Below are 24,564 nucleotides of genomic sequence, written 5' to 3'. Positions count from 1 at the left end.
TCTGCACTAGATGGTTCGGCTGCAACCATGGCATATTCATTATTGGCACTTGCTATTCCCAAAGAACAAACTGTTAAAACTACAATGCCTGATATGAATGTGAATAAGTGGTTTAATGCTTTCATTGTATTGTTTACTCTCAGCTTCATTCAAATAAATCCACAATACACGATATCTAAATCATTAGGCAAGTTTGCTTCTTCCTGCCTCCTCATTGCTTGCATCGTTATTATGATAAAACTATCTTTCATTCGAGACATATACTCCTTTGCTCGTACTGTTCCATAAACTCCCCTTAACGTTCTTTACTTTCACTGTGAGCGGCTCTAACTAGTAGCTCGCAATGGTTATTATGTATCTGTTGGTCGCTGATATCACGATTGATCCAGTCGTAGTAGCTTGACGGCTTAATACTTAGTACACGGCACATAGAGACGATACTAAAAACCTGTTTATTAGTTTTTATAAAGGCATACCTTACTAGCCGTGCTTGGCGAAGTACGCCGTCGCCTCATTCGAGCATAGCTCTCATCTTGCATCGGGGTGAAACAGTGCTTCGCTTTATCCTTCCTCATTTAGTATCTCTCGTTCCTCTTCAGCCACTTTAAGCTGTCGTTTGAGGCGCTTGTTCTCTTCCATCACTGCCATAAGCTGTGTATCGTACTGCTCAGTCCCTTCAAGCTTGCCTTGAGTGGCTTTGTTATGCCAGTTAGATAAGGTCTGCATGGCGATACCAAGCTGCTTTGCAGTCGCTGAAATATCCCCATCGTTGTCCGCTATCTTCTTGACGGCTTCAGCTTTGAATTCTGTGCTGTAAGTTCTGATTTTCTTAGTCATGGTAAACTCCTCATCGAGTCGTTAGTTTACCAAGTTTAGGTGTACGGTTTCTTCAGCATAGCTCAGAATAAATAGAAGTGAAATATACTGGCTATTGCCAGTCTTTTTTGTTGTCAATACAGGCGCAAAGTGTAAAACTGATTATGAATCGCTGCTAATCTGCTTATAATAAGAACACAGTATAGATTACCAATCGACATAAGCACGAATATAAGTACTGACATAAACAAAAATGAATAAGGATTTTATAATGGCAAAACCAACCACAGAAAACCTAACCTTACCTGACTTTCCAGTGACGATAGTACGAAAGCTTGCCGGCAACTTTATCCATGATGAAATCAATCTCCAAGAGATGATTGCCAATACTGATAAAGGACTTATTTTGTACTTTTATCCAAAAGATAGTACGCCAGGCTGTACCACTCAAGCAACCGAATTTACTGCTCACCTCCATGAGTTTGATGATTTAGGCTATGACATTATCGGCGTCTCACGTGATAGTGTTGAATCTCACGAGAAATTCATCACCAAATATGATTTAAACATTGCCCTTATCAGCGATACTGATGAAAAACTATGCCAATACTTTGATGTTATTAAAGAAAAAAATATGTATGGCAAAATAACGTTAGGGCTGGTCCGCTCAGCGTTCGTTTTTAACAAAGATGGCACGCTCACTCATGCTCAGCGAAATTTACGTGCCAAAGGCTACACTGAACGTTTACTTGAAACCTTAGCACCTTAACCAATAAAACCAAGAGTCATAAAAAAGCATTTTAAAATAGACGCTAATAATCATTACGATAAACGCTGGATATCAGAGGCTAAAAATAGTTTTTTAATAATTTTTTAAAGTAATCTCTTAAAAAAATTATCTAAAAAACAGCCCTGAATAATAAACATCTTATAACTTGAGAATAATATGAATAAACAATCCGATACAGCAGCGGATAACACAGCATCCAAAGCTACTCGCCAAGTATCTGTTGCCGTTATCGGTGCAGGTACTGCTGGGCAAAATGCTTTTCGTCAAGCCAGTAAAACCCATGATGATGTTGTTATTATTAACGACGGATTCTGGACGACCACCTGTATTGCGGTCGGCTGTATGCCAAGCAAACTATTGATTGCCGCCGCTGATCGCGCGTATGAAGCCAATCACTCTGCTGAATTTGGCGTCCATGCCACTGTCCAGATAGATGGCAAGCAAGTCATGCAACGCGTTCGGGACGAGCGTGCTCATTTTGCTAGCTATATCAAAGCTCAAGTAGATAGCTGGCCTGATCACAAAAAAATCTCAGGACGCGCTCATATCAATAACCAAGGATTCATTGAGGTCAATGATGCGCTGATTGCCGCTGACAAAATCATCATCGCCACGGGTAGCTCTCCATTTATTCCAGATGGCTGGGCAGATAAGCTTGGTGACGCCATGCTCACCTCTGATACGATCTTTGAGCTCACAAATTTACCAAAAACAATGGCCGTCGTCGGTACAGGTGCTATCGGACTAGAGCTTGCGCAAGCCTTTAAACGCTTAGGCGTAGAAGTAACTTTGTTTAATCGTGTCAAACGTGTTGCAGGTCTCAAAGACGATGATATCAACAACAAAGCTATCGATTGCTTAAGCCGCGAATTGACCATGCATTTGGGCAGTAAAATCAACGATGTCGGCGTGCAAACAGCCACGGATAATGACCATTCAGCCGCGTTCATTGATTATGAAGACAGTGCTGGAGAGTCGCAACAATGGCAAGGTGAGTATGTACTGGTTGCGACTGGTCGCCGCAATAATATCAAACCGCTAGGGGTCGAACACTTAGGCGTTGAACTTGACGACAAAGACCGTCCAAAGCACTTGAATAAAAAAACAGGTCAGATTGGTGATTTAGATATCTATATCGTTGGTGATGCCAACGCCCACCTCCCATTATTACATGTGGCCAGTGATGAAGGCTATAGCGCTGGAAGTATGGTCTGTGAGAATGAAGACGCCGCTCATATTCGCCCGCCCGCCACGCCCTTCTCGATTGTGTTTTGCTCACCACAAATCGTTAACGTCGGCATGTCTCTACCAGACATTCAACAGGATACAAGCTTAGAATATGTCATCGGTAGCGTCAGCTTCGACAATCAAGGACGTAGTCGCGTGATGGGCGTCAACTGTGGCCTGCTACATATCTATGGCTGTAAAAAAACTGATAGAATCTTAGGCGCTAGTATGGTGGGTCCTGATGCCGAGTATATTGGGCACATTTTAGCGGCAGCGATTACCAATGATTTGAGTGTTAAGGCCATGCTCGATACGCCTTTTTATCATCCTACGATATTAGAAGGCTTACGTACCGCGTTACGCGATGTTCAACACAAAATGGCAATACCTTATCAATACCAAGACACACAGGAAGATAGCTTTTAAGCATCAGCTCAGCTACACTTTCAAAACAAGGATGTGTCGTATTAATCATCACTCATGTTGTGTTTGGTAGCACTGACGACTTGAGGTACTTTAAAAAACTCTGCATGGACCAAAAAATGGCAATCGCTAATATTACTGATTTTTTTAAAGAGATTGTTCGTGACCTGCATACTAGCCTCTACCTTGCGCTTGGTGGCTCTGTCGATGAAGAGTCACTTGATTGGTCGTCTCAAGCGGTAGAGCTCGCTAGTACTGCCATCAAAATCCTAATACTGCTGGCAGTGTTGGGATTTTTTTATTGGCTTGCCATTTATATCCTTAAGCAAAGTAGGACAAAAATCCGCCTGAATGAGCGCCGTACTAAGATTGTCCGTTCAGTCTTGCGTTATATATGGATAGTTGCTAGCTTGATTGCCATTATGAGCCAGATTTACTTTGAGCCAGAGACTATCAAAGCTACTGCAAAAGCCAGTACATGGGCGGGGATTTATTATGTACTTTGGGCGTCATCTGGACAGATTATCCATAAGGTGTTACAGCATTATGGTCTCAATGCTTCTATAGAGCAGCTGCTTCAAAACATCTTGTCAGTGCTGCTACTGGTACTCGGACTTGCCAGCGTCATGGCGCAATTTGGTTTCGATATCGTCTCATTGGTCGCAGGTTTAGGGATTGTGGGCTTGGCAGTCGGTTTTGCTGCCCAATCAACGCTTGCTAATTTCATTGCAGGTATTACCATTTTACTCGAACAATCTTTTCAGGTTGGCGACTGGATTCATATCAATGACAACGAGGGTCGCGTCGTACTCATTGCGTTACGCACCACCCATATTTTGACGCGAGACAACATCACCGTCATTATTCCCAACTCTAACGTTGCCTCCTCTGAGGTGACCAATTTAACCTCCAAGAACTTCATACGTTTCGATATTCGTGTGCGTATTGCCTTTGAAGATGATGTCGATACTGCTCGCAAGGAAATTTTGCAGGTGCTTACTGACACCGATGTGGTACTCAGCCGTCCTGAAACCTCGGCCACCGTGGATGAAATTGGTGAATACGGAGTGTTTTTTATCGTGCGTTTTTGGGTCAAGCCTGCTGCTGTCGCGCGCATGCCCAAAATTAAAGAAGGTCTAAAAGAAGATATCAAGCGTGCCTTTGATGCCGCTAATATTTCTACTCCTTATCCTCATATGCGTTTGCTTATGCCAAAGGATGTGGATTATCCTATTGCTACTAAACCCTTTGCGACTACAACGCAAGTCGTGTCAGAAACACCACCACTGAGCAAAGCGGATAAATAAGCTCATTATATTATTTATCCCTTGGGCAATTTATCCCACAATTTTTAGGCGTAAGGTTTTCATCTTTAGTATGATAAGCATGATTTTGTGAAAGGTAGCGTTGCTGAATCTCTCTTTGATAAACACCACCACTTTAAACCATCCTGCCCTGAATTATGGTAAAATTGGCGGTTAAACATCTTATTTTATGATGTGCATTACTTATCAATTTAGCCCACAGGTATCCGTATGACCGAAACAACCGCGCCCGCATCTCTAACAGCAGCTTCACCAGAATTGTCGCTTGACCTTATTATCACCTGTGCCGATGGGCTTGAGGCACCACTCCAAACTGAGCTGACAAGTTTTGGTATTGCAAGCGAAATCAAAAGTACAGGCCGTCTGGCAGTTACTGGTACTTTGCGTGACTTATATAGCATTTGTTTGTGGTCACGTGTCGCCTCGCGGGTATTAATGCTCATTAAACGCAAAAACATCAATGCCGAATACGATGTGGCTGAGCAACTTTATGGCTTGGCAAAATCGGTCAATTGGATTGAGCAGTTTAGTTTAGAGCAAACCTTTGCCATTCGTCTGTCGGTCGATAAGCGTGTCGCCGTCAGTCAACAGTTTGCGATGCTACGTATCAAAGATGCGATTGCAGATACGTTCAATGAAGTTTATGACAGCCGTCCTAACGTCGATAGTAAAAATCCAGACTTTTCTATATTTGCAACCGTGAATGATAAGCAAGCTGAGCTGTATTTGGATTTATCAGGTACCAGTTTGCATCGCCGTGGTTATCGTGTGGCAATGACTGAAGCGCCACTCAAAGAAAACTTGGCAGCGGCTCTACTATATAGTGCAGGCTGGCACAAGAAAAATGAAGCTGGCAATGCACCTTTTTATAATGCGCTAATTGATCCAATGTGTGGGTCTGGCACCTTTATTATTGAAGCACTACTCATGCATTGCGATTATGCTGTGGGTATCGATAAAGCCGCCAATCAATTTGGTTTTTACCAATGGCAGCATCATGACGATGCCTTATGGCAACAGATGATCGATGATGCCCAGACACGTTTCCGCGAAGCCTTAGCAATTGCCAATGAGCAACCAGATACATTACCGCTGATTTTGGGTTTTGATGCCGATAGCGGCGCGATTTTAGCAACAGAGAAAAACCTGATTGCCGCAGGTTTGCAAGATTTACTACCACTGCTTGATCTTGAGACGCGTGCGCTTGACCAACTGAGCACTATTCTGAAGCCACTAGTCGATGACGGTCGATTGAACAATCCTCTAATCATCACCAACCCACCTTATGGTGAGCGTTTGGGTGACGAAGAGATGATTAAGCCGTTATATCAGGCGATTGGGCTTATTTTGCAAGACAGCTTTGCTGGTAGCGGCATTGATCCGATGCTTGGCATATTGGCATCTAATGTTGAGCAAGTTGATATCTTACCTATCAAAGAACCAAAAACCTTACGCTGTCATAATGGTGCTATCACCGTTTATTTCCGCTATGGCACGTTGATTGCGGGACAAACGGGCAATCTCGTTAGTCGCTTCGAAAAACGTGAGATTGAAGTGGAAGAGGGACAAGACTTTATCAACCGCTTGCAAAAAAACCTGTCCAAGCTGAAGAAGTTGGCTAAAAAAGACAAGGTTAGTAATTTGCGCGTTTACAATGCTGACTTGCCCGACTTCAAAGTCGCCGTCGATTTATATGGCGACTATGTGCACGTGCAAGAATATGCGCCACCAAAAACCATTCCACCTGAGACGGCTAAAAAACGCTTCAACTTGGCATTAATGGGTATTCGTGAAGTTTTTGGTATTAACCGTGAACAAATATTTATCAAAACCCGTGCACGCCAGTCTGGTAATGACCAATATAGCAAACAGAACACCATAGAAAAGCGTGGTAAATTTCATGTTGCACGTGAAGATGGTGCTTATTTTTACGTCAACTTTACGGACTATTTGGATACGGGTTTGTTCATTGATCACCGTAACATGCGTGCCCGTATTAAAGACAACAGTCGTAATAAATCCGTACTGAACTTATTTGCTTATACCTGTACGGCAAGTGTCCATGCGGCATTGGCTGGCGCGAAAAAAGTCACCAGCGTTGACTTGTCACAGAACTATCTAGACTGGGGTAAGCAAAACTTTGTATTAAATGGTCTGGACGTTAGCCGCAATAAATATCAATTCGTCGCAGCCGATATCTTTGAATGGATTAAAGACAATACTGAACAATTTGATGTCATCTTTATCGATCCACCGACTTTTTCGAATTCGAAAAAGTTCCAAGGTACCTTTGATGTGCAGCGCGACCACTCTGCCCTCATTAATCGTGCGATGAACCGCTTGACCTCTGACGGGATTTTGTATTTTTCAAATAACTTTACCCGCTTTGAGCTCGATGAGCAGTTAACTGAGCGTTATGAAATTATTGATATCACGCAAAAAACCATTGGTTTTGATTTTGATATTAAAAAGCCTATTCATCAAAGCTTTGAGATTCGTCATCGTCAGGGCTGATAATTTAGGTTTATGGATGGATATAAAGGTTAACCACCGCATTTAGACGCCATCTTTTATAGTCAGTCTTGTCGTACACATAACAATGACCCAATCGGCTTTGATTGGGTCATTTTTTGTTGTTATGATAGAGCGTCATTAAATACTAGCTAAGTAATAGCTAAGCAACCGTGAAGCGTAGATTTACGAGCGCTTTAATCCCACTATTGCGATTATTTTTATTTATATAACTTAACTATTAAACTCTTAATCACTCTAATAACAAGGATAACCCCATGGCTTTATCACTTAATAAAGGCGGTAACTTATCGCTTACCAAAATTGACCCAAATTTGACCAAACTGCTTATCGGTCTTGGTTGGGATGAACGCGCAACCTCTGGCGCTGAATTTGATTTGGATGCCAGTGTATTTTTGCTCAGCACGGCGGGTAAAGTACGTGGCGACCATGATTTCATCTTTTATAACCAGCTTAAGTCTGATAATGGCGCGGTTGAGCATACTGGTGATAACCGCACTGGCGAAGGTGATGGAGATGATGAAGTCGTCAAAGTAAATCTGACTCAAGTACCTGCTGATGTGGATAAAATTGTCGTCACTGTTACTATTCATGATGCGGCGGTTCGTAGTCAAAACTTTGGTCAAGTTGCCAATGCCTTTATTCGTGTCGTCAACGAAGAAACAGGCACTGAAGTGGTACGTTTTGATTTGGCAGAAGACTACTCTGTTGAAACGGCAATGGTATTTGGCGAAGTCTATCGTCACAACGGTGAGTGGAAATTCCGCGCTGTTGGTCAAGGCTATTCAGGCGGCTTGCAAGCCATGTGTCAACAGTATGGCGTTGTTATCTAATGTGATAACTTATTCATGCTTAGACTACTATATGACCATTAAACTCAAAATATAAAGCAAGTATTAGCCCTCTATTTGTACTCACCATTATCAATGATAATGGCTGTAAAATATGGTTGCAAAATAGTCACAATTATTCATAGCTAAATGACTAGTAATGCTTTATGTTTCGTTTAGAATTATGCAAAAAAAGTGGTTAGCGATAACCGCTTTTTTTGTGGTTTGTGCCTATAGTAGGCCGACCTTAGCTTTATGCAACCAGACAGGATGTGTCATGAGACATTTTTATTTAGACTTTATTTTCACAGCCATCGCCCTAGCGGTCGCGGCATGGTGGGGATATTCACATGGCGGTGTGGGCGGTATGATAACCACCCTATCTATTACCGCTATTTTGGCCGTCATGGAGATTTCATTATCGTTTGATAATGCGGTGGTCAACGCTTCAGTCCTTAAAGGCTGGGACGAGTTTTGGAAAAAGATATTTTTAACGGTGGGTATTTTAATCGCCGTCTTTGGTATGCGCTTGGTATTCCCTATTGTTATCGTCGCTGTTACTGCCGACCTTGGTATGATGCAAGTTATAGATTTGGCATTGAACGATCCTAAAGAATACTCAGCCAGACTATTGGCGCATCATGCCGAAATCTCAGCATTTGGTGGTATTTTCTTGTTGCTCGTCTTCTTAAACTTCATCTTTGATGAAAAAGAAGTACACTGGTTCGATTGGCTTGAGAGCCGTCTGGCAAAATTAGGCAAAGTCGATGCCATGAGCGTGTTTGTCGCGCTTATCGTCTTGATGATTGCCGTATCATTTGCCAAGCCTGAGCAATCAGCTGCGGTCCTAATCGCTGGCGTATGGGGCATCTTAGTTTACCTTGGCGTACAAGTGGTTTCTGGTATGTTAGAGGGTGATCTTGAAGAAGAACTAGACGCTCAAGGTAATAGTACTGGTGCTGCAACTAGCGCGATTATGAAAGGTGGTATTATCGGTTTCTTATACTTAGAAGTCCTGGATGCCTCATTCAGTTTCGATGGCGTGATCGGCGCATTTGCGATTACTAATGACGTAATCGTTATTATGCTAGGTCTGGCTATTGGTGCGATGTTCGTACGTTCGATGACTATCTTCTTAGTCGATAAAGGCACCCTTGATGAATATGTCTATCTGGAGCACGGCGCGCATTATGCTATCGGTGCTTTAGCTATCATCATGCTGCTATCAGTGAAATTCCATGTACCAGAGCTTATCACTGGTCTGATTGGTATTACCTTTATTGGTTGGGCGTTTGTCGCTTCACTCAATTATCGTAAGCGAGAAGCCAAATCAATTACTTGATGCTCGTTCGATGTTAAAAAACCAAGCAAAAATTTTTAATATCAAACAGTACAAAGTGGATAGATAAAGTTAGTTTAAAAATAGACGGGTTGTACCAAAGCAGTTGGTATGACCCGTCTTTGCTTTAAAGCACTTATTTGACACCTGTTGGATAAGTGCTTTTTTATGTTGCACTACCTGACAATCTAATTTACTTTTTGATAACAACACCTTAACGACTGTTGCTCGGACGGTTAAAAAGTATCAGACTTGCAGCATTGATATGTCGCTTAGTAATCATATCGTAATCACACAAAATACGCCTTGCTTAGTAAGCAATCGCTTAGTATAGTAAATCGTAATGATATGCAGGGCGTGGCATACGAGTAAATTTATTCATTGTTTGCATTTATATATCGACCACTGCACTATTTTAGTTTATTTTTTTTATCATTCAATCCACTCAATTATTAATCAAAAGGATATTTATATGGCTATTAGCTTAACAAAAGGCGGCAACGTAAACTTATCAAAAGAAGCGCCGGGTTTAACCAATATTACAGTCGGTCTTGGCTGGGATCCACGTGCTACTGACGGTCAAGAGTTTGACTTAGATGCGATTGGCTTTTTGGTCAATGAAGCAGGCAAAGTACGTAATGACCAAGATTTCATCTTTTTTAACAACTTAAAGTCAGACAATGGCGCGGTTGAGCATACAGGTGATAACCGTACTGGTGAAGGCGACGGCGATGATGAAAAAATTAAAATCAATCTTGCTAGCATTCCAGCTGACGTAAGCAAAGTCGCTATCTGTGCGATTATTTATGAAGGTCAAAGCCGCAATCAAAACTTTGGTCAAGTGGGTGACGCTTACATCCGTGTCGTTAACGACAATGGCGATGCTGAAATCGCACGTTATGACTTATCAGAAGACGGTAGCACCGAAACCGCGATGATTTTTGGTGAATTATATCGCCATAGTGGTGACTGGAAATTCCGTGCCGTCGGTCAAGGCTTCAGCGGTGGTCTTGGACCATTAGCAGCTTCTTATGGCGTTAATGTTTAAGAGCTAACTAACATTTAACGATAATAATATAAGCCCGAAAAGCCATCAAGTGTGCCCTACTATCGCATTTGATGGCTTTAAAAGTAATAGGCTAGCGAAAATCTATGGTTAAGCCGACTTACAGACATAACTTACAAACGTATAGAATACTGATATAAGGATTCGCACCCTATGACCGCCACGTTTAGCTTGATCGGTACCATTGAACCATTTCTTCATTGTAATCTTAAAAAAGGCGACTCCATCTATTGTGAAGCCAATGCAATGGTGATGATGGAATCAAACCTTGAGCTAAAAGGTAAGCTACAAGGCGGTCTGATGCAATCACTTATGCGCCGTTTTGCCAATGATGAATCTTTGTTTCAGCAACAGATTGAAGCTGTGAACGGTGAAGGCGATTGTTTACTTGCGCCAACGCTCGACGGTGATATGCAAATCATTGATTGCGGTGCACAGCAATATACGCTCAGTGACGGCGCATTTGTCGCGGCGCAAACGGGCGTCGATGTGAAGGCTAAGATTCAACGTAATCTAGGTGGCGCCGTCTTTGGTGATACTGGTGGTTTTATGGTGATGCAGACGCAAGGTCAAGGTCAGGTGGTGGTATCGGGTTTTGGCTCATTGTTTGAGATTGATGTTGAACCTGGTAAAGACGTCATCATTGATAACGGTCATGTGGTCTGTTGGGACTCGCGTTTGGAATACAAACTGTCAGTCGCCACCAGTAAGAAAAAAGGCTTCATGGGCAATATCATCAACTCGGTCACCAGTGGCGAAGGTATGGTTTTAAACTTCTCAGGCTCAGGCAAAGTCATTATTTGCTCTCGTAATCGTGATAGTTACCAAGGCTGGCTACAAAGCGTCTTAGGGACTAGCTCAGGCGGTCGCGGCGGTAATAGCGGCTTACTTGGCAATATCTTATAGCTGTTATTATGTTTTTAAAGCTGTATGTTACAACGACTCCTCGTCATTATAGACTTTATTTAACCCTCTACTCACAATTACTATAACACTGTAGTATAAGGAATATCACATGGCAGTTAGTTTACAAAAAGGTCAAAAAATCTCCCTAAGCAAAGAAGCGGGCGGCGAGCTTACCCAAGTAAAACTGGGTCTAGGCTGGGACGTTGCTCAAAACCCTCAAGACAAAAAAGGTGGGTTCTTGGGCAAATTATTCGGTGGTGGTAGCGGCGGCGACTCGATTGACTTAGATGCTTCGTGCATCATGTTTGATACGAATAAACAAGCCATCGATGCGATTTGGTTCAGTCAGCTGAAATCAAAAGATGGCAGTATCGTCCATACTGGTGATAACCGCACTGGCGACGGCGATGGTGACGACGAGGTTATCAATGTCGATCTTTCAAAAATCCCTGCCAATGTCGTCTCTCTAGTATTTACGGTCAATAGTTTCACTGGTCAAACCTTTGAAACGGTAGAAAATGCATTTTGTCGTATCGTCAATGCCAATAACAATCAGGAAGTCGCGCGCTACAATTTATCAGCGCAAGGTGGTCATACCGCGATGATTATGGCAAAAGTATATCGTCATAATAATGAATGGAAAATGCATGCAATTGGCGAAACCGCTTCAGGTCGTACTTTCCATGACTTGATGCCTGCTATTACCCCGCATGCGTAAAGGATTCAAAGCTTTAGTTCGATTAGCGTTCATCCGTCAAAATAATCTATTGAAGCAACGTTATTGATAAAAAACAGCCCATCTATAATTAGATCGGCTGTTTTTTTACGTGTGCTAAAGAATATTTTTAAAGCACTTACTTACTACCACGCTTCCAACTAAAGCCCCAATTAAAGGCTTTATCCATCTCTTGATGCCCTTTGAAGTACTCATTAATACGTTCAACGTTAATACTACCTTGCTGATTGACCAGACGCGCAATCGCACACATTGGCAAATTACCTGTACCTTCTGTCAAACGTGTCTCAATCGGGGGTTGGTCGGGCACATGAATGGTCACGACACCATCGGTCTGCGCCCAGTTTGGTGCACCTTCATAAATGAAAGCAAAAATAAACACCTCTTCTATCTGCGACCACTGCTGACCGTTAATATCTAGCCACTCACCGCCGCTCACCTGTCCCGTTCTATCATCAGCACGCAAACACACGTAAGGCGCTGATGTTAAGCTACCGAAGCGATTACCCAATGCTTGAATCAAGGTTTTTTCACCATTTTTTAGATGAATCATCGCCCCAACATCAAGGTCAATACCGCCCGCTTTATGTTGTTTGAAAAGATCGCCTAACAAGCCTTTTTTGGGTGCTTGCTGATTAGCAGTCGGATTTTGGTTCCAGTTCAAGTTAACAGAGATTTTACCAAAGTCATCACGTTTCTTTAGGTTGATGCTAGACTGATTTTTGGTTAAAGTGATTTTGCTTAGGTTAATTGACGGATTTGGAGAAGCTGTAGGAATTGGCGGCGGCGTGCTTGTTTGAGGTGCACTACCTGCTTTCTGCGTATTAATTGGGCGTTGCGTATTGATGGGCTGAGCTTGACCTTGTGACTGGTCTTGTACAGGGCTTTGTGCGGGCGCTTCATCAGCAATTTCAACACCAAAATGCTCAGACAAAGGCTTCAGCCCTCCTTCGAAACCTTGGGCAATAAAACGGAACTTCCAGCTACCTTGGCGGCGATAACATTCCGCTAAAATAATGGCTTTTTCATTACGTCCAGCTGCACTTAACTGACAAGTCATCAGCACTTGGCTGCCTTGCAATACCTGAATATCGACATCGCCAACTTGAGCAAGCGTCTGCGCACTAGAAAACGCTAATGCTATCTTCTCGATATTTGCAGGCTGCGCAGGTAAATTAATATCAAAAAACCCATCGCTATCATGACCACGGAAACTCACACTGCCATCATCGCTACGTGTCTGCCCATAAAATATCATGTCGCCATCGCCGCGTACTTTACCGTCAGTTGTCAGGCGATATGCCGCGCAATCGACTGCACTTTGGCTTAAAATACGAATGCTAATATGATCTGTTGGCAGTGGCGCATTGGCACCAGCAATCAGTTGTTGAGGTTGGATTTGGCTCATCATACATCCTTTGAATTATTTATTATGTGCGTGTGTTTGTTATGCTAATAATTGTCATATAGTAGCATGGATGGCCGCTGACTTTTAAAGCGTACGACCGTTCAATAACATGCCAATGACCCTAAAAAATATTTTTACAAATCCTTCATGCTATTTTGTCAGCAGCATTTATAACGCTTAGCATTTGTATATAATAGCCCCTACTATTAGCAATATTGCGGCTTGTTTTTTTATTGCTGTTTGAGGCTTGCTTATATTCCTGATGGTGTTGCGATGACGATAGTGAATTATTCAATTATATCTAAAACCTACGATAATGCTGAGAGAATTATGAAAACCCCTGCTAACGATAACGATCATAAAACATCAACTGCCGCGTCACCTGCCGTTTGGTTAGCTGAAGGTCAGTCAAGCCAGCGTGATATGTTAGCCAGCCTGCAAACCCTAAAAAATCACGCTGATACTTCGTTCAACATTATCGCTTCACATCGCCACAATAGACCTGAGATTTTTGAATTTGCTGACAGCGTTTACCGCGAGCCTTCTACTAGCACCGCGGAGAACGATGAGCAAGCAGTGCTCGCATCAGTTGAGCCATTGATGCCGCGTTGGCAGTTTGTGTTAGAACAGGCGCAGAAAAATAAGGTAAAAGTGTTGCTCACTGGACGCAATGGTATTGATTACGAAGCCCACCGTGAGGCGTTTGACGCGGCTGGCATTCGTTTATTGACGGGTGCAGCGAGTGTGGCAGCGTTAGAAGTAATAGATGATAAGTTTGCCTTTATGCAGCAGTGTCATGAGCATGATATTCCCGTTGCCGAGGCGTGGCGCTTTGATAACGTCGCAGAGCTTGAGGCGTTACTTGACATATATGGTGATCAGCCCTTATGTGTCAAACCGGTTACGGGTATCTTTGCACAAGGATTTTGGCGACTGGGCAAAGTTAAAGAGATGGGTCGAGAAGCAGGTACAGAAACAGACGAGCAATACGATAGCTTTGAGCATTTATACTTTACCGAAGAGAAGAAAATAAATACGGCGCAATTTATTAATGCCTATGCAAACAGTGTCATGGTGCAGGAACGCCCAATTCCCATGCTGCTAATGCCTTACTTGTCAGGGCAAGAGTACTCTATCGATGTCGTCTGTGAATATGGCGAAGTATTGGCTGCTGTCACCCGTTATAAAACGGGGAAAATCCAGCATATCGGCTACGAGCAAGCGGTCATGGATGTCGTCATTCCACTCATAAAAGCCTTTGGCTGCGATGGCATCGTCAGTGTCCAAACCAAAGCCGATGATGACGGTCAGCACCGTGTGCTTGAGATTAATAGCCGCCCTTCTGGTGGCATTGATTACACCACCCATAGCGGTGTGGATTTGACCCAAGTTGGATTTGCCTATTGGCTGGGCTTAACCGATAAACCGATACTGGCTGATATCGCGCAACAAATAACCCCCTGCCAAGTACGCTCTATCATGATCGGTGTAAAAGTTGAAGAAGACATCACTGAATAAGTCAAAATAATAATATAAAAAGCTGACGGCAATGAATCGACAATAATACATCCATGACAACCGAATATATTCAATAAGAGGCAAACGATGACAGCACAAACCACGTTAGTGTTAGGGGCAAATACGGTCATCGCGACATCGAATTGTTCGGTCGCCTTTGCAACGACAAATCAGTCAAAGTTTGGCGAGCAGCTTGGGCTATTATGGCTACCTTTGGATGAGCATCGCAAAGCCGCTTGTAGTCCTGCTTATCTTCATGAACCGAAGGAATGGGCGCAGCTCAATAGCAAAGATAATCCAAATGCATGGCAATTGGATTTGCCTGCATTGTTTGATAAACAAGGTGCAAGTTTTTTACAACTGATTGCTTATGTTTATCATGAGCCAAGCCTAAACTTACCTGCTGTTGAATTGAGCAAAGTAAATTTAACCCTCAATGAGGGCGATATTCGTTATGAATTTACCGCAAGTGAGCGCCATGTCAAGGCGGCGATCATATTAGAGATATACCGACGCAATGGACAATTTAAATGCCGTGCCCTTGGTGAAAGCTCCACCCAAGGACTGGCAAGTCTTGAGCATCATGTACAAGTGAGCCTTGATATGCGTCCGCCAGATACGCATGCCCTTATCCAAGATGCCCAGCGTGCACAGCAGCAAGGTTATCCTAACAGTGACGCACGTCCGCCCAGACAAGTTCAGTCTGGTGAAACTTGGACAGGGACAGCGTTTGCTATCGATCCCTATCATTTACTGACTTGTTATCATGTCATTGAATCGGCGGCGATAATTGGTGTGCGTCAGCAAGGGCAGCCCGATCGTGAAGCGCAAGTGGTACTCAGCGATATCGGTAGTGATTCAGCAATTATTAGAGTAAGCGAGCCGCTGCCAAGTTATTTACCCTTAGCACAGCGTTGTAGTGATAATTTGGGTGAAACCATCACCACCTTGGGATTTCCGTTATCAGGATTGAGTAGCCAATTACAAGTAACGCAAGGCTGCATCTCAGGACTGACAGGGTTTGGCGATGATATTCGCTATCTGCAATTTACTGCGCCTATTCAGCCAGGCTCTAGTGGCAGCCCTTTATTACTGCCGACTGGTGAAGTTATCGGCATGGTAACGTCCAGCCTCGTCCATGAACATGCACAAAATATGAACTATGCGGTGAAATTTCAGTTATTATCCGCCCTACTCGCGAGCGCTGGAATCAGTCTAGACAACTTATCTGACTCATCTGGCATGTTACGCACGACAGCTACGCCGTTGACCACGCCGCAATTAAGCAAACAAAGTCGCGGTGCTTTGTGGTTGGTCGGCTGTGAAGGTTAGGAAATACACGTAACTATATATAAAAGAAAGTCCAAAGGAATATGAATGTTAAATAAGCAACACAGCACGACCATTAACCTACCACGCGGCAATCTTGATTTAACCTATCAAACCAATTCAGCCACTACGAGAAATGGGGCAGAACCAAGTAACGATTATCAATTAGAAGACTTACTTGGCTTTGCACAACGCATTAACCCAAAACGTGCCTTTTTGTTTGTCTCAAAAGTATTAGGTCGTCATATTCCGGTAGCACCAAGTATCATGCGTGATGCTTTCACTGACTTGGCGAATTTGGTTCCTAGCGATTTACCTGAGCCAATTTTGGTTATTGGCATGGCTGAGACAGCCGTTGGCTTATCTGCGGGGGTACATCAGGCGCTGCAAACGCGTTATCCCAATGCCTTACTATTGAACTCTACGCGTCATGCGCAACATGATGACAATAAGGACAGTAGCAGCGACTCTTTATTAACCACGTTCAGCGAAGACCACAGTCATGCCAGCCAGCATCTCATTTATCAAAGTGCAGATAATGTCACTCAAGCGCAGCTGCTAGCGAGCAAAACCTTGATTATGGTGGATGATGAAGCATCGACGGGCAATACTTGCGTCAATGTCGTCACTGCCCTTCGTAACGCAGGACTTGACCAACTAGAGCAAGTACATCTTACTACTTTGGTTGATTGGTCTTTAAACCAGAATCAGAATGCAGCCGATGCCAATGAAGCTGTATCTGACCAAATCGCAAAACGCCTGCCCAATATCCACTTTCAACGTCATCATCTACTTTCTGGTGCATGGACTTGGACAGATGCGCCCAATCCTGAACCGATAACGATGCCATCGGTTGATACAACTGAAGCAGGCAGTCAGTCTCTAGGTAATACTGGCAATTGGGGACGTTTCCCAACCCTAGATAGCACCGATGGGTTTGATCATTATCTTTTGAGGTTTCAAACTGCCTTTAACGTTTTTAACAAGCAAGCTCAACCTGAGAAAGAGCCGTTTGAGAAAGAACAGTTGCCACAGCGTATCTTAGTATTGGGCAGTAATGAGTTTGTTTGGTTGCCGTTTTTATTGGCGGAATGGCTTGCGCAACATACGCATGTAGAGAATAGTAAGAATACGGTTAATTTTAGTGCGTTAACCCGTTCACCGATTGCGCTTGGTGGCGCAATTACCTCGATGCTAAGTTTTAATGATAATTATGGGCTTGGTATGACCAACTTTGCGTATAACGTTACACCTAGCGATTGGGATTTGATTGTCTTGTGTGTGGAAACGTCCACCGATAGCGTTGATGCTATGTGGAAAGGTTTGGATAATGTATTGGTGGTGAGTCCGACGCTGTAAATTATTTTATAAGAACTGTCCCATTAAAACCATCCTCTAAATCCCGCTCTGCTTTTCACATTCAACCCTTACGGACACCTTTATGACCACCCCATTTTTTCAAGCCAATCCTGATATCGTTAAGCCTTACGCGCTGATGGATTTGGACGATACGCTCTTTCAAACTCAGCGTAAAATTGACGTATGGGATTTGCCAACTACTGAAGCTGAAAACTTAGTTTGTGCAACCGTTAACAAGCAAGGCGAGCCATTAAGTTTTATGAGTCAGCGTCAAGCCACATTTTTTAACTGGCTACTTGCTAGCACTGATCTAATCGTAGTGACGGCACGTGACCGTAGTGAAATCCAGCGCGTAAAACTGCCTTTTGATAGCTGGCAAGTTTTGACTCATGGCGCGATTATTCTTGACAAAGACGGTGCGTTACAAGCTCAGTGGCAACAGCATATGTATAGCAAGCTTGCGCCATTGCAAGAAAAATTGCAGCAGCTGAGCCAGCTATTCGCGAATCACAGCAAAAATGACAGTAGCCAGCTGGTCTTTACACCACATATCGATAGCTTTAGTAATGGCGCTGATAATAAAGAATTAACCATTTATCTGGCTATCAAACATGCGCAAAAAGACCATCAAGCATTAGTAGATCTCGCTGCAAAACTGCCAACGTTAGTACGAGACTTTGAGCAGGATTTTTATGTGCACGTGAATGCGAATAACCTAGCGATATTGCCGCACGCAGTTCATAAGCGCCATGCGGTACAGTTCTTGTTAGCTAATCATTTAGACAGTCAACGACCAAGCTTTGGCTTTGGTGACAGTCTGGCTGATTTACCATTTTTACAGCTGCTTGACTGGTATGGTATGCCCAATCATGGTCAGTTACATGAACGACTTAGCTCTCAGTCATTCTAAACACTTAATCTCTCCTAAATAAAAACAATAATCGCCGCCGTTTATAGAAGTAGAAATTATTTTATGACCCATCATATAACAAACCCTAATGTTCAAAAATTAGCAGCATATGGCTCAGGCAGCTATCTTGCCAGTGATGTGACCGTACTGCTCGATATAGTCGCTAAAGACGCGGTCGCCGATGTGCCTGTGAGCCAAAAAGAAGCACTTATTCAAAGTGGGCAACGCCATTATTCTGATATGTTGACCTTGGAGCAAGCGCCTACTGCTATGCATGAGCAGCTATACACGCAAGCATTAGAGCAAGGAACTGAGAGGACTGCCACTGATATTGCTAATTTGGCTTATACACTACATCATATTTTTCAAAAATCTCGAAATGAACATACTGTGAATGCTGAACGTCCATTAGTTTTAGTCAGTTTGGTACGCGCAGGTTTGCCAGTTGGCGTTTTGTTGCAGCGTGCATTAGCAGACGTTAATAGCAGCTCTGCTTTACCGAGCGTGCATTATGGTATCAGCATCATTCGCGACCGCGGACTTGATCCAGTTGCGTTACAAATGATATTGAATGCTCATCCAGACAGTCCTATCGTATTTGTTGACGGCTGGACAGGCAAAGGCGCGATTTATCAAGAGCTTGCTCATAGTTTAGAAAAATTTAGCGATCCTAGCCATGCAAACTTTGCCAATATTTTCCATCAAGGCGTAGGTGTTATTCCCTTATTAACGCTGGCTGATCCAGCTGGCGTTGCTTGGCTTGCAGCTAGCATCGATGACTGGCTAATTCCGTCAGGATTATTAAATAGTACGGTATCAGGACTGATTTCGCGAAGTTTATATACCGAGCCAGCATTGGGACTACACCGCAGCGTGTTTTATGATAACTTAATTGAGGTCGACCATAGCTTAGCTTTCATCGCTCATATCGATGCAGCGCGCCGTGCATTAGCCCCACCTTTGCAATGCTTGCCGACGTTTCAGCAGCCGCGCTATCAGACAGCCGCTTTAATCGACAAGCTGGCAGCAGACTACGATATCAGCAATCGTAACCGCATTAAGCCAACGATTGCAGAGGCAACACGGGCGATATTGCGCCGTGACCCTGAACGCATACTATTAGCCAGCGCTGATCATCCTGATACCATACTGCTAAGACATTTATGTGCCCAGCGAAATATCATTGTTAGTGTATTAGGTGATAAAATACATCCCTATCAAGCCATCACGCTTATCAAGCAACGTAGCGAAGACCATTAATCATTGCTACACTCGCGGTTTTTATAAACCAGACCCATCTCAAAATCAAAGCAGCGAAAGAGAAAGGTAAAACTACTCCTTCTTGTCGGCTAAACGAATTTGACATTACCAAACGTATTTTTGGGTTTGCAATCATTGCTGCTAAGCCATACCACTTGATGATACCTCTTAGATTTTATATTCATTCACTTATCACTATTGATGATGCCAATTATGTCAGATATGCAAAACAACGAGTCTACTCTTTATCAAAACACCCAGTCTTACGCTCACCTCATTACTGAGCGTCATGCGATGCTCAAGCCACATGCGCATCACCCGTATCAGTTGGGGGCTAGCCTATACATGCCAGCAACTCGCCAAGATATTTGGCAAGTCATTAAGCGTGATAAGTTGCCAACGATTAATAGCATTATCATCTGCCTAGAAGATGCGGTTAGCCATAATGATGTTGAGCTGGCACTTGAGCGCTTGCAAACGTTGCTGCATACATGGGCGACGCATGTCGATAGCATCAATGACCCATCAAAACATGCCGACATTCAGATTGAGCAACCAACACGCCCGCTGGTATTTATACGCCCGCGTCATCCAGCGATGTTAGAGCAGCTCTCAGGTTTTGCCCATATCGATTTGATTGATGGTTTTGTCATGCCAAAAGTCGATATGTATAGCCTATCCAATTGGCGTATGGCCTGTCAAAATCTGAGTACTGAGCAACTATTGATGCCGACGCTTGAAACCGCAGCGCTATTTAATCCACATCATAATCAGGAATTGGCCATTGGTTTTAAAGAAGCTTTTAGCCAGCCTGTATTTGCCTTGCGTATCGGCGGCAATGATTTGTTTGCAGCATTGCGTTTGCGACGTCCCAAAAACAGCATCGTTTATGATACCCCTATTGGCACCCTTGCCTATCAGCTGCTCGGCTGCTTTGTGCCGCATGGCTTTTATTTAACAGCGCCTGTCTTTGAATATTTGGATCAGCCAACGCTATTTATGCAAGAGCTAACCCGCGATGTTAGCTTAGGATTGGTCGGCAAAACAGTCATTCATCCAAGCCAAATTGCGCTGGTGCAACAAGCCTATTGCGTACCATTGAGCATTTTAGATGAGGCGCAAGCAATCTTGCATAGCGAGGCGAAAGCGGTGTTTAAATATAATAATACTATGCTAGAGCCTGCTACCCATCGCGCGTGGGCAACAGAAATCGTCAATCGTGCCGAGGCATGTGGCACCCTTGATGACGGTAATAATGACTATACGGCACGGTTATAAATAAAAGTCTTAAGGTTAATAGGGCATGTCCTCAATCTGAACGAAAGCGCCTAAATGGGCTAAAAATGATTACGTGCCCTAATTTCAAATTAATATTTCAAATCAATATTTTAAATGCACTCTTTTACATGCGCTCTTTTACATGCGCTCAATAAAAAAGCCGTTATCACATTCAAGATAACGGCTTTTTTAGCACAAAGATGTCATCACTCTATTACTATTAAAACGATGCCTTATTTAAGGCTATTTCAAGACCAACTCAAAACTAGACACAGTCCGCTAAAAAGGTGTTAATCACTCGATTGACCTGTTCAGGCTCTTCTACGGTGGCGGTATGACCAGCGCCCTTGATCACTGCCAATTTAGACCCTGCAATCGCAAAATGCATACGTTCAGCCTTTGAATAAGGGGTTGCTGTGTCCTCATCACCAACCACAATTAATGTCGGCACCGTAATACTCCCTAGCTGATCGTAGGTGCCTGCCCGCTCAATGACGCCCGTTGTTGCCTTAATGACTCCGCCTTTGCGATTGCCTTGTAGCATCGTTAACCACTGCTTACGATCAGACTTACGTAACTTATCTGTCAAAAAAGTATTGCCAAACATAATAGGCATGACCTTGTTACTCACGCGTTTGAGACCCAACCAACGAATGGCTTTGACCAGCTTACGATACTGCGGCACGTTTTTGGGATCTTCAGGATCAGCAGAAGTCTCTAACAGGGTAAGCGACAGCAATAGCTCAGGGCGTTTGAGTGCGACACGCTGGGCGACAAACCCACCCATCGACAACCCTAACAAATGATATTTATGAATATCTAGTGCCTCTAATAATGCCAATGTATCCTCGGTTAAGGTTTCCATATCATAGCCAGACTTGGTTATTTCAGACTGACCTTGTCCTCGAAAATCAAATACAATACAGCGATAACCGGCTTTAAAATACTCAACTTGCTTGTCAAATAGGTGTGTATTCCACAGCAGACCGTGGGCAAATACCATGACGGGTTTTTGCTTATCGTTTGGCGCGCTGTCTTCATAATAAAGTTCAACATTATTGACATGAATAATTGGCATAACCACTTCCTTGTTGGTTTAATAAATAAAAAATAAGTCTTTTAAAACCTGCCTTCTAGAGCGTGTCTTCATTTTAAAAATGGTGAAAAAAATGAGATAAATTGCTGCCAAACAAGGAAAATAGCACAAATAATATCGAGATATTCATCAGCTATTTGACGCAGTTTGGCAAAATTTAGCCATTTTTAGCCCATGTAGAGAATGCTCGATTGAATTGAGGACATGCCTTAGCATAATTCAACCTTTCTACAGATAGTAGCCTTATTTTTGAATGGTAGGTTTAATAACTTTAGTAATATGATAGCAGCAAAAAACACCATAGCTGAATCATGTCTTAAGCGCGCACAGATCCTGCTTTTATAATAAGCTCAAACTGCTATAGTAATTGCCATTGCATTATTTGTCACATTTACTGCCAATAGCTAGTGTTACCAAAAACGTTTTCTAGAAAACTCAATTAAGGATATCAACCATGTCACACCCTCTCGTCGAATATCAAGTAGAAAACCATATCGCAACCATCACGATGAACGATCCCAAAACACTGAATGCCTTTAGCACAGTGCTCAAAGATGCCATGATGAATGCACTGACGAACGCAGATGAAGATAAAGACGTCAGAGTCATCATCCTGCAAGGCGCAGGCAATAACTTTTCAAGTGGCGGTCATATCGGTGAGATGTTAGAAAACGGCATGGAAAGCGAGGCGCTGTCGAATAAGCTAAATTTCATGGTTGGCGAAGTCGCTGAGATTAGCTTAAAGTTGCGTAATATTCATAAGCCTATTATCGCCAAATTAGAAGGCGCAGTGGCAGGTGCTGGCATGAACTTGGCACTGACTTGTGATTTTCGCATAGCCGCTGATAATGCCAAATTCGTGCAAGCCTTTGTCAATATCGGTCTAATACCAGATGCTGGCGGCATTTATTTACTGAATCAATTGATCGGTGTGGCTAAAACCACTGAGATGGTTATGCTTGGCGATAAACTCAAAGCGGAAGATATGGCACGCTTAAACTTGGTTAATGATGTGGTCAGTAGCGACGAGTTGGATGCTAGCGTATTGGCATTGGCAACGCGCCTGAGCAATCTGCCCGGAAAAGCATTGGCATCAATGAAGCATATGATTAATACGCACGCTTATATGGGTCTCAATGAAGCGCTCGATATGGAAGTGGATCAACAGACCATGCTTGCTAAAACGGATGATTTTAGAGAAGGTATTACCGCCTTTATGGAAAAACGTAAGCCAGTTTATCAAGGTAAATAATAACCTGATCACACTCTTTTTTGCGCTATCATCAAAAAGGATGCCTAATGGCAGCCTTTTATTTTTGGGTCATACAGTATCAAGAAAATTCCGTATTAAGCATATCTTTAAGTAACACTTTTAACTCTTAAGAATCAGAGGCTGTCTTATAGTGATGCGGTAAGGTAAATATCTTGTCAAAACCCAAGGTAAAGATAAAGGTATAAACCAAGAAAAATAGCAGTAACGCTGCTTCCATCATAAAGGCTTTGATTAAGCCAACATCATACCAAATCATATATAGCGGTAAGCAAATCAACACCAATCCGCCTTCAAATCCTAATGCATGCGCACTGCGAATGAGTAAGGTGCGCTTTGCCACCTGCTTGCGACGTTCCCACGCTTCAAAAGCTGTATTGTATAAGAAGTTCCAAATCACTGCTGCCAATGACACCATCACAGCAACTGGTAAGGATTCTGCCGCGTCGCTACCGCTCAGCTTCATCAATACGAAAGTAGAAGAAATGATAGCGATAAGCTCGAAAATAGTCACATATGTCAGACGACGTTTGAGTGGGGATAAAGTAATCAACCAAGACTCCAAAGCACTTAAGCGTAAACAAAAAGTACCTATCAAAGTATCGGTCCGTCCCGAGATAGAAAAAGATGAATGAATTGCAGAGCCACGGTTTCCGCCTGCCCCCATATTATACATAAGATAATGAGAGAAACCAGTCGCAGCTTATAGCAAAATAATACTTAATAGAACACTAAATATTAAAGATGAACAATAAAAAAATAATGGATTTTACTGATGACTTTAAAGAAGGTTTTACCGCTTATATTGAAAAACTTAAACCGGTTTATAATAATTAACTCCGTATATCAGAACATATATCATTTATTCAAATTTTCTAACTGAACATCAGCTTTACTATTATTAATATTACACCAATAACTAACCCAATTATAATTTTACCAAAAGCTGTTTCATGCCAAGTTTTGCGAATAGCATTGATTTTTGATGAAGACTCATTTTTACTAGCTTTGATGCTTTTTGCATTTTTAGCTTTAAGTAGAGTGTTAGAACTAGTTTTATTATTATGAAGCTCAATATCTTCGCAATCTTCTAAGTCAAACATCGGATTATTATTACCCATTAATTATTCTCCTCATAGCAATTGT

At 42.8% G+C, this 24,564-nt stretch carries 21 protein-coding genes and 1 pseudogene; 17 read left to right on the top strand and 5 right to left on the bottom strand.

Annotated elements, in window-relative coordinates; all coding sequences use genetic code 11:
- Positions 1–288: hypothetical protein (locus I3252_RS09565; RefSeq protein ID WP_238035028.1), on the top strand; the 288-nt coding region annotated here is incomplete at its 5' end.
- A gap of 13 nt (positions 289–301) precedes the next feature.
- Here the strand turns inward: I3252_RS09565 and I3252_RS09560 are convergent.
- Positions 302–837, bottom strand: a pseudogene (locus tag I3252_RS09560) (transposase); the annotation flags it as partial.
- A 250-nt stretch (positions 838–1,087) separates the two neighbouring features.
- Between I3252_RS09560 and I3252_RS09555 the strand changes: the two are divergent.
- The 9 genes from I3252_RS09555 to I3252_RS09515 all read left to right on the top strand — a co-directional run bounded on the left by I3252_RS09555 (position 1,088) and on the right by I3252_RS09515 (position 11,972).
- Positions 1,088–1,585, top strand: a complete 498-nt coding sequence (locus I3252_RS09555; protein WP_238035027.1) for a peroxiredoxin — start codon at positions 1,088–1,090, stop codon at positions 1,583–1,585.
- Between the two features lie 177 nt (positions 1,586–1,762).
- Positions 1,763–3,259, top strand: coding sequence for a dihydrolipoyl dehydrogenase (locus I3252_RS09550; RefSeq protein WP_238035026.1), 1,497 nt, complete (start codon positions 1,763–1,765; stop codon positions 3,257–3,259).
- 116 nt (positions 3,260–3,375) lie between these two features.
- Complete coding sequence (locus tag I3252_RS09545) at positions 3,376–4,563, top strand: mechanosensitive ion channel family protein (protein ID WP_227690226.1); 1,188 nt, start codon at positions 3,376–3,378, stop codon at positions 4,561–4,563.
- A 228-nt stretch (positions 4,564–4,791) separates the two neighbouring features.
- Entirely contained in the window at positions 4,792–7,095 is a 2,304-nt protein-coding gene (gene rlmKL / locus I3252_RS09540) for a bifunctional 23S rRNA (guanine(2069)-N(7))-methyltransferase RlmK/23S rRNA (guanine(2445)-N(2))-methyltransferase RlmL (RefSeq protein WP_238035025.1), read from the top strand.
- Between the two features lie 275 nt (positions 7,096–7,370).
- The gene (locus I3252_RS09535) at positions 7,371–7,946 is read left to right on the top strand and encodes a TerD family protein (RefSeq protein WP_238035024.1); all 576 of its coding nucleotides are present in this window, start codon (positions 7,371–7,373) and stop codon (positions 7,944–7,946) included.
- Between the two features lie 274 nt (positions 7,947–8,220).
- Positions 8,221–9,285 (top strand): DUF475 domain-containing protein, encoded by a 1,065-nt coding sequence (locus tag I3252_RS09530; protein WP_238035023.1) that lies wholly within the window; start codon positions 8,221–8,223, stop codon positions 9,283–9,285.
- A 469-nt stretch (positions 9,286–9,754) separates the two neighbouring features.
- Positions 9,755–10,330, top strand: a complete 576-nt coding sequence (locus tag I3252_RS09525; RefSeq protein WP_045445372.1) for a TerD family protein — start codon at positions 9,755–9,757, stop codon at positions 10,328–10,330.
- A gap of 171 nt (positions 10,331–10,501) precedes the next feature.
- Positions 10,502–11,254, top strand: a complete 753-nt coding sequence (locus tag I3252_RS09520) for a TIGR00266 family protein (protein WP_055123871.1) — start codon at positions 10,502–10,504, stop codon at positions 11,252–11,254.
- A gap of 109 nt (positions 11,255–11,363) precedes the next feature.
- On the top strand, positions 11,364–11,972 hold the full coding sequence (locus tag I3252_RS09515) for a TerD family protein (RefSeq protein WP_045445366.1): 609 nt from the start codon (positions 11,364–11,366) through the stop codon (positions 11,970–11,972).
- A gap of 136 nt (positions 11,973–12,108) precedes the next feature.
- Here the strand turns inward: I3252_RS09515 and I3252_RS09510 are convergent, their stop codons facing one another.
- Positions 12,109–13,398, bottom strand: a complete 1,290-nt coding sequence (locus I3252_RS09510) for a TerD family protein (protein ID WP_238035022.1) — start codon at positions 13,396–13,398, stop codon at positions 12,109–12,111.
- A gap of 330 nt (positions 13,399–13,728) precedes the next feature.
- Between I3252_RS09510 and I3252_RS09505 the strand changes: the two genes are divergently transcribed.
- The 6 genes from I3252_RS09505 to I3252_RS09480 all read left to right on the top strand — a co-directional run bounded on the left by I3252_RS09505 (position 13,729) and on the right by I3252_RS09480 (position 21,052).
- A complete protein-coding gene (locus I3252_RS09505; RefSeq protein WP_238035021.1) occupies positions 13,729–14,916 on the top strand; it encodes an ATP-grasp domain-containing protein in 1,188 nt (395 codons plus the stop codon).
- A gap of 87 nt (positions 14,917–15,003) precedes the next feature.
- A complete protein-coding gene (locus tag I3252_RS09500) occupies positions 15,004–16,248 on the top strand; it encodes a trypsin-like peptidase domain-containing protein (RefSeq protein WP_238035020.1) in 1,245 nt (414 codons plus the stop codon).
- Positions 16,249–16,293: 45 nt separating this feature from the next.
- On the top strand, positions 16,294–17,604 hold the full coding sequence (locus I3252_RS09495) for a phosphoribosyltransferase domain-containing protein (RefSeq protein WP_238035019.1): 1,311 nt from the start codon (positions 16,294–16,296) through the stop codon (positions 17,602–17,604).
- Between the two features lie 82 nt (positions 17,605–17,686).
- Positions 17,687–18,514 (top strand): HAD hydrolase family protein, encoded by an 828-nt coding sequence (locus I3252_RS09490; protein WP_238035018.1) that lies wholly within the window; start codon positions 17,687–17,689, stop codon positions 18,512–18,514.
- A 63-nt stretch (positions 18,515–18,577) separates the two neighbouring features.
- Positions 18,578–19,774, top strand: coding sequence for a cysteine protease StiP domain-containing protein (locus I3252_RS09485; protein WP_238035017.1), 1,197 nt, complete (start codon positions 18,578–18,580; stop codon positions 19,772–19,774).
- Between the two features lie 213 nt (positions 19,775–19,987).
- A complete protein-coding gene (locus I3252_RS09480; RefSeq protein ID WP_083475641.1) occupies positions 19,988–21,052 on the top strand; it encodes an HpcH/HpaI aldolase/citrate lyase family protein in 1,065 nt (354 codons plus the stop codon).
- A gap of 265 nt (positions 21,053–21,317) precedes the next feature.
- Here I3252_RS09480 and I3252_RS09475 read toward each other — a convergent pair whose 3' ends face one another.
- Positions 21,318–22,130 carry an alpha/beta fold hydrolase gene (locus I3252_RS09475; RefSeq protein WP_238035016.1) on the bottom strand — a complete coding sequence of 271 codons (813 nt, stop codon included), beginning with the start codon at positions 22,128–22,130 and terminating at the stop codon, positions 21,318–21,320.
- Between the two features lie 472 nt (positions 22,131–22,602).
- Here I3252_RS09475 and I3252_RS09470 point away from each other — a divergent pair, with 472 nt between their 5' ends.
- Entirely contained in the window at positions 22,603–23,400 is a 798-nt protein-coding gene (locus tag I3252_RS09470; protein WP_045451320.1) for an enoyl-CoA hydratase-related protein, read from the top strand.
- 127 nt (positions 23,401–23,527) lie between these two features.
- Here the strand turns inward: I3252_RS09470 and I3252_RS09465 are convergent, their stop codons facing one another.
- Positions 23,528–23,971: a PACE efflux transporter gene (locus I3252_RS09465; RefSeq protein WP_238035015.1), complete on the bottom strand. Its 444-nt coding sequence runs from the start codon at positions 23,969–23,971 to the stop codon at positions 23,528–23,530.
- A gap of 322 nt (positions 23,972–24,293) precedes the next feature.
- Positions 24,294–24,539 (bottom strand): hypothetical protein, encoded by a 246-nt coding sequence (locus tag I3252_RS09460; protein ID WP_238035014.1) that lies wholly within the window; start codon positions 24,537–24,539, stop codon positions 24,294–24,296.
- Positions 24,540–24,564: the final 25 nt, after the last annotated feature.

It is taken from the genome of Psychrobacter sp. Ps4 (assembly GCF_022129285.1).
GTDB lineage: Bacteria > Pseudomonadota > Gammaproteobacteria > Pseudomonadales > Moraxellaceae > Psychrobacter > Psychrobacter immobilis_A.
The sequence above is the reverse complement of the archived record's forward strand: the minus strand, read 5'-3'. Positions and strand labels throughout refer to the sequence as shown.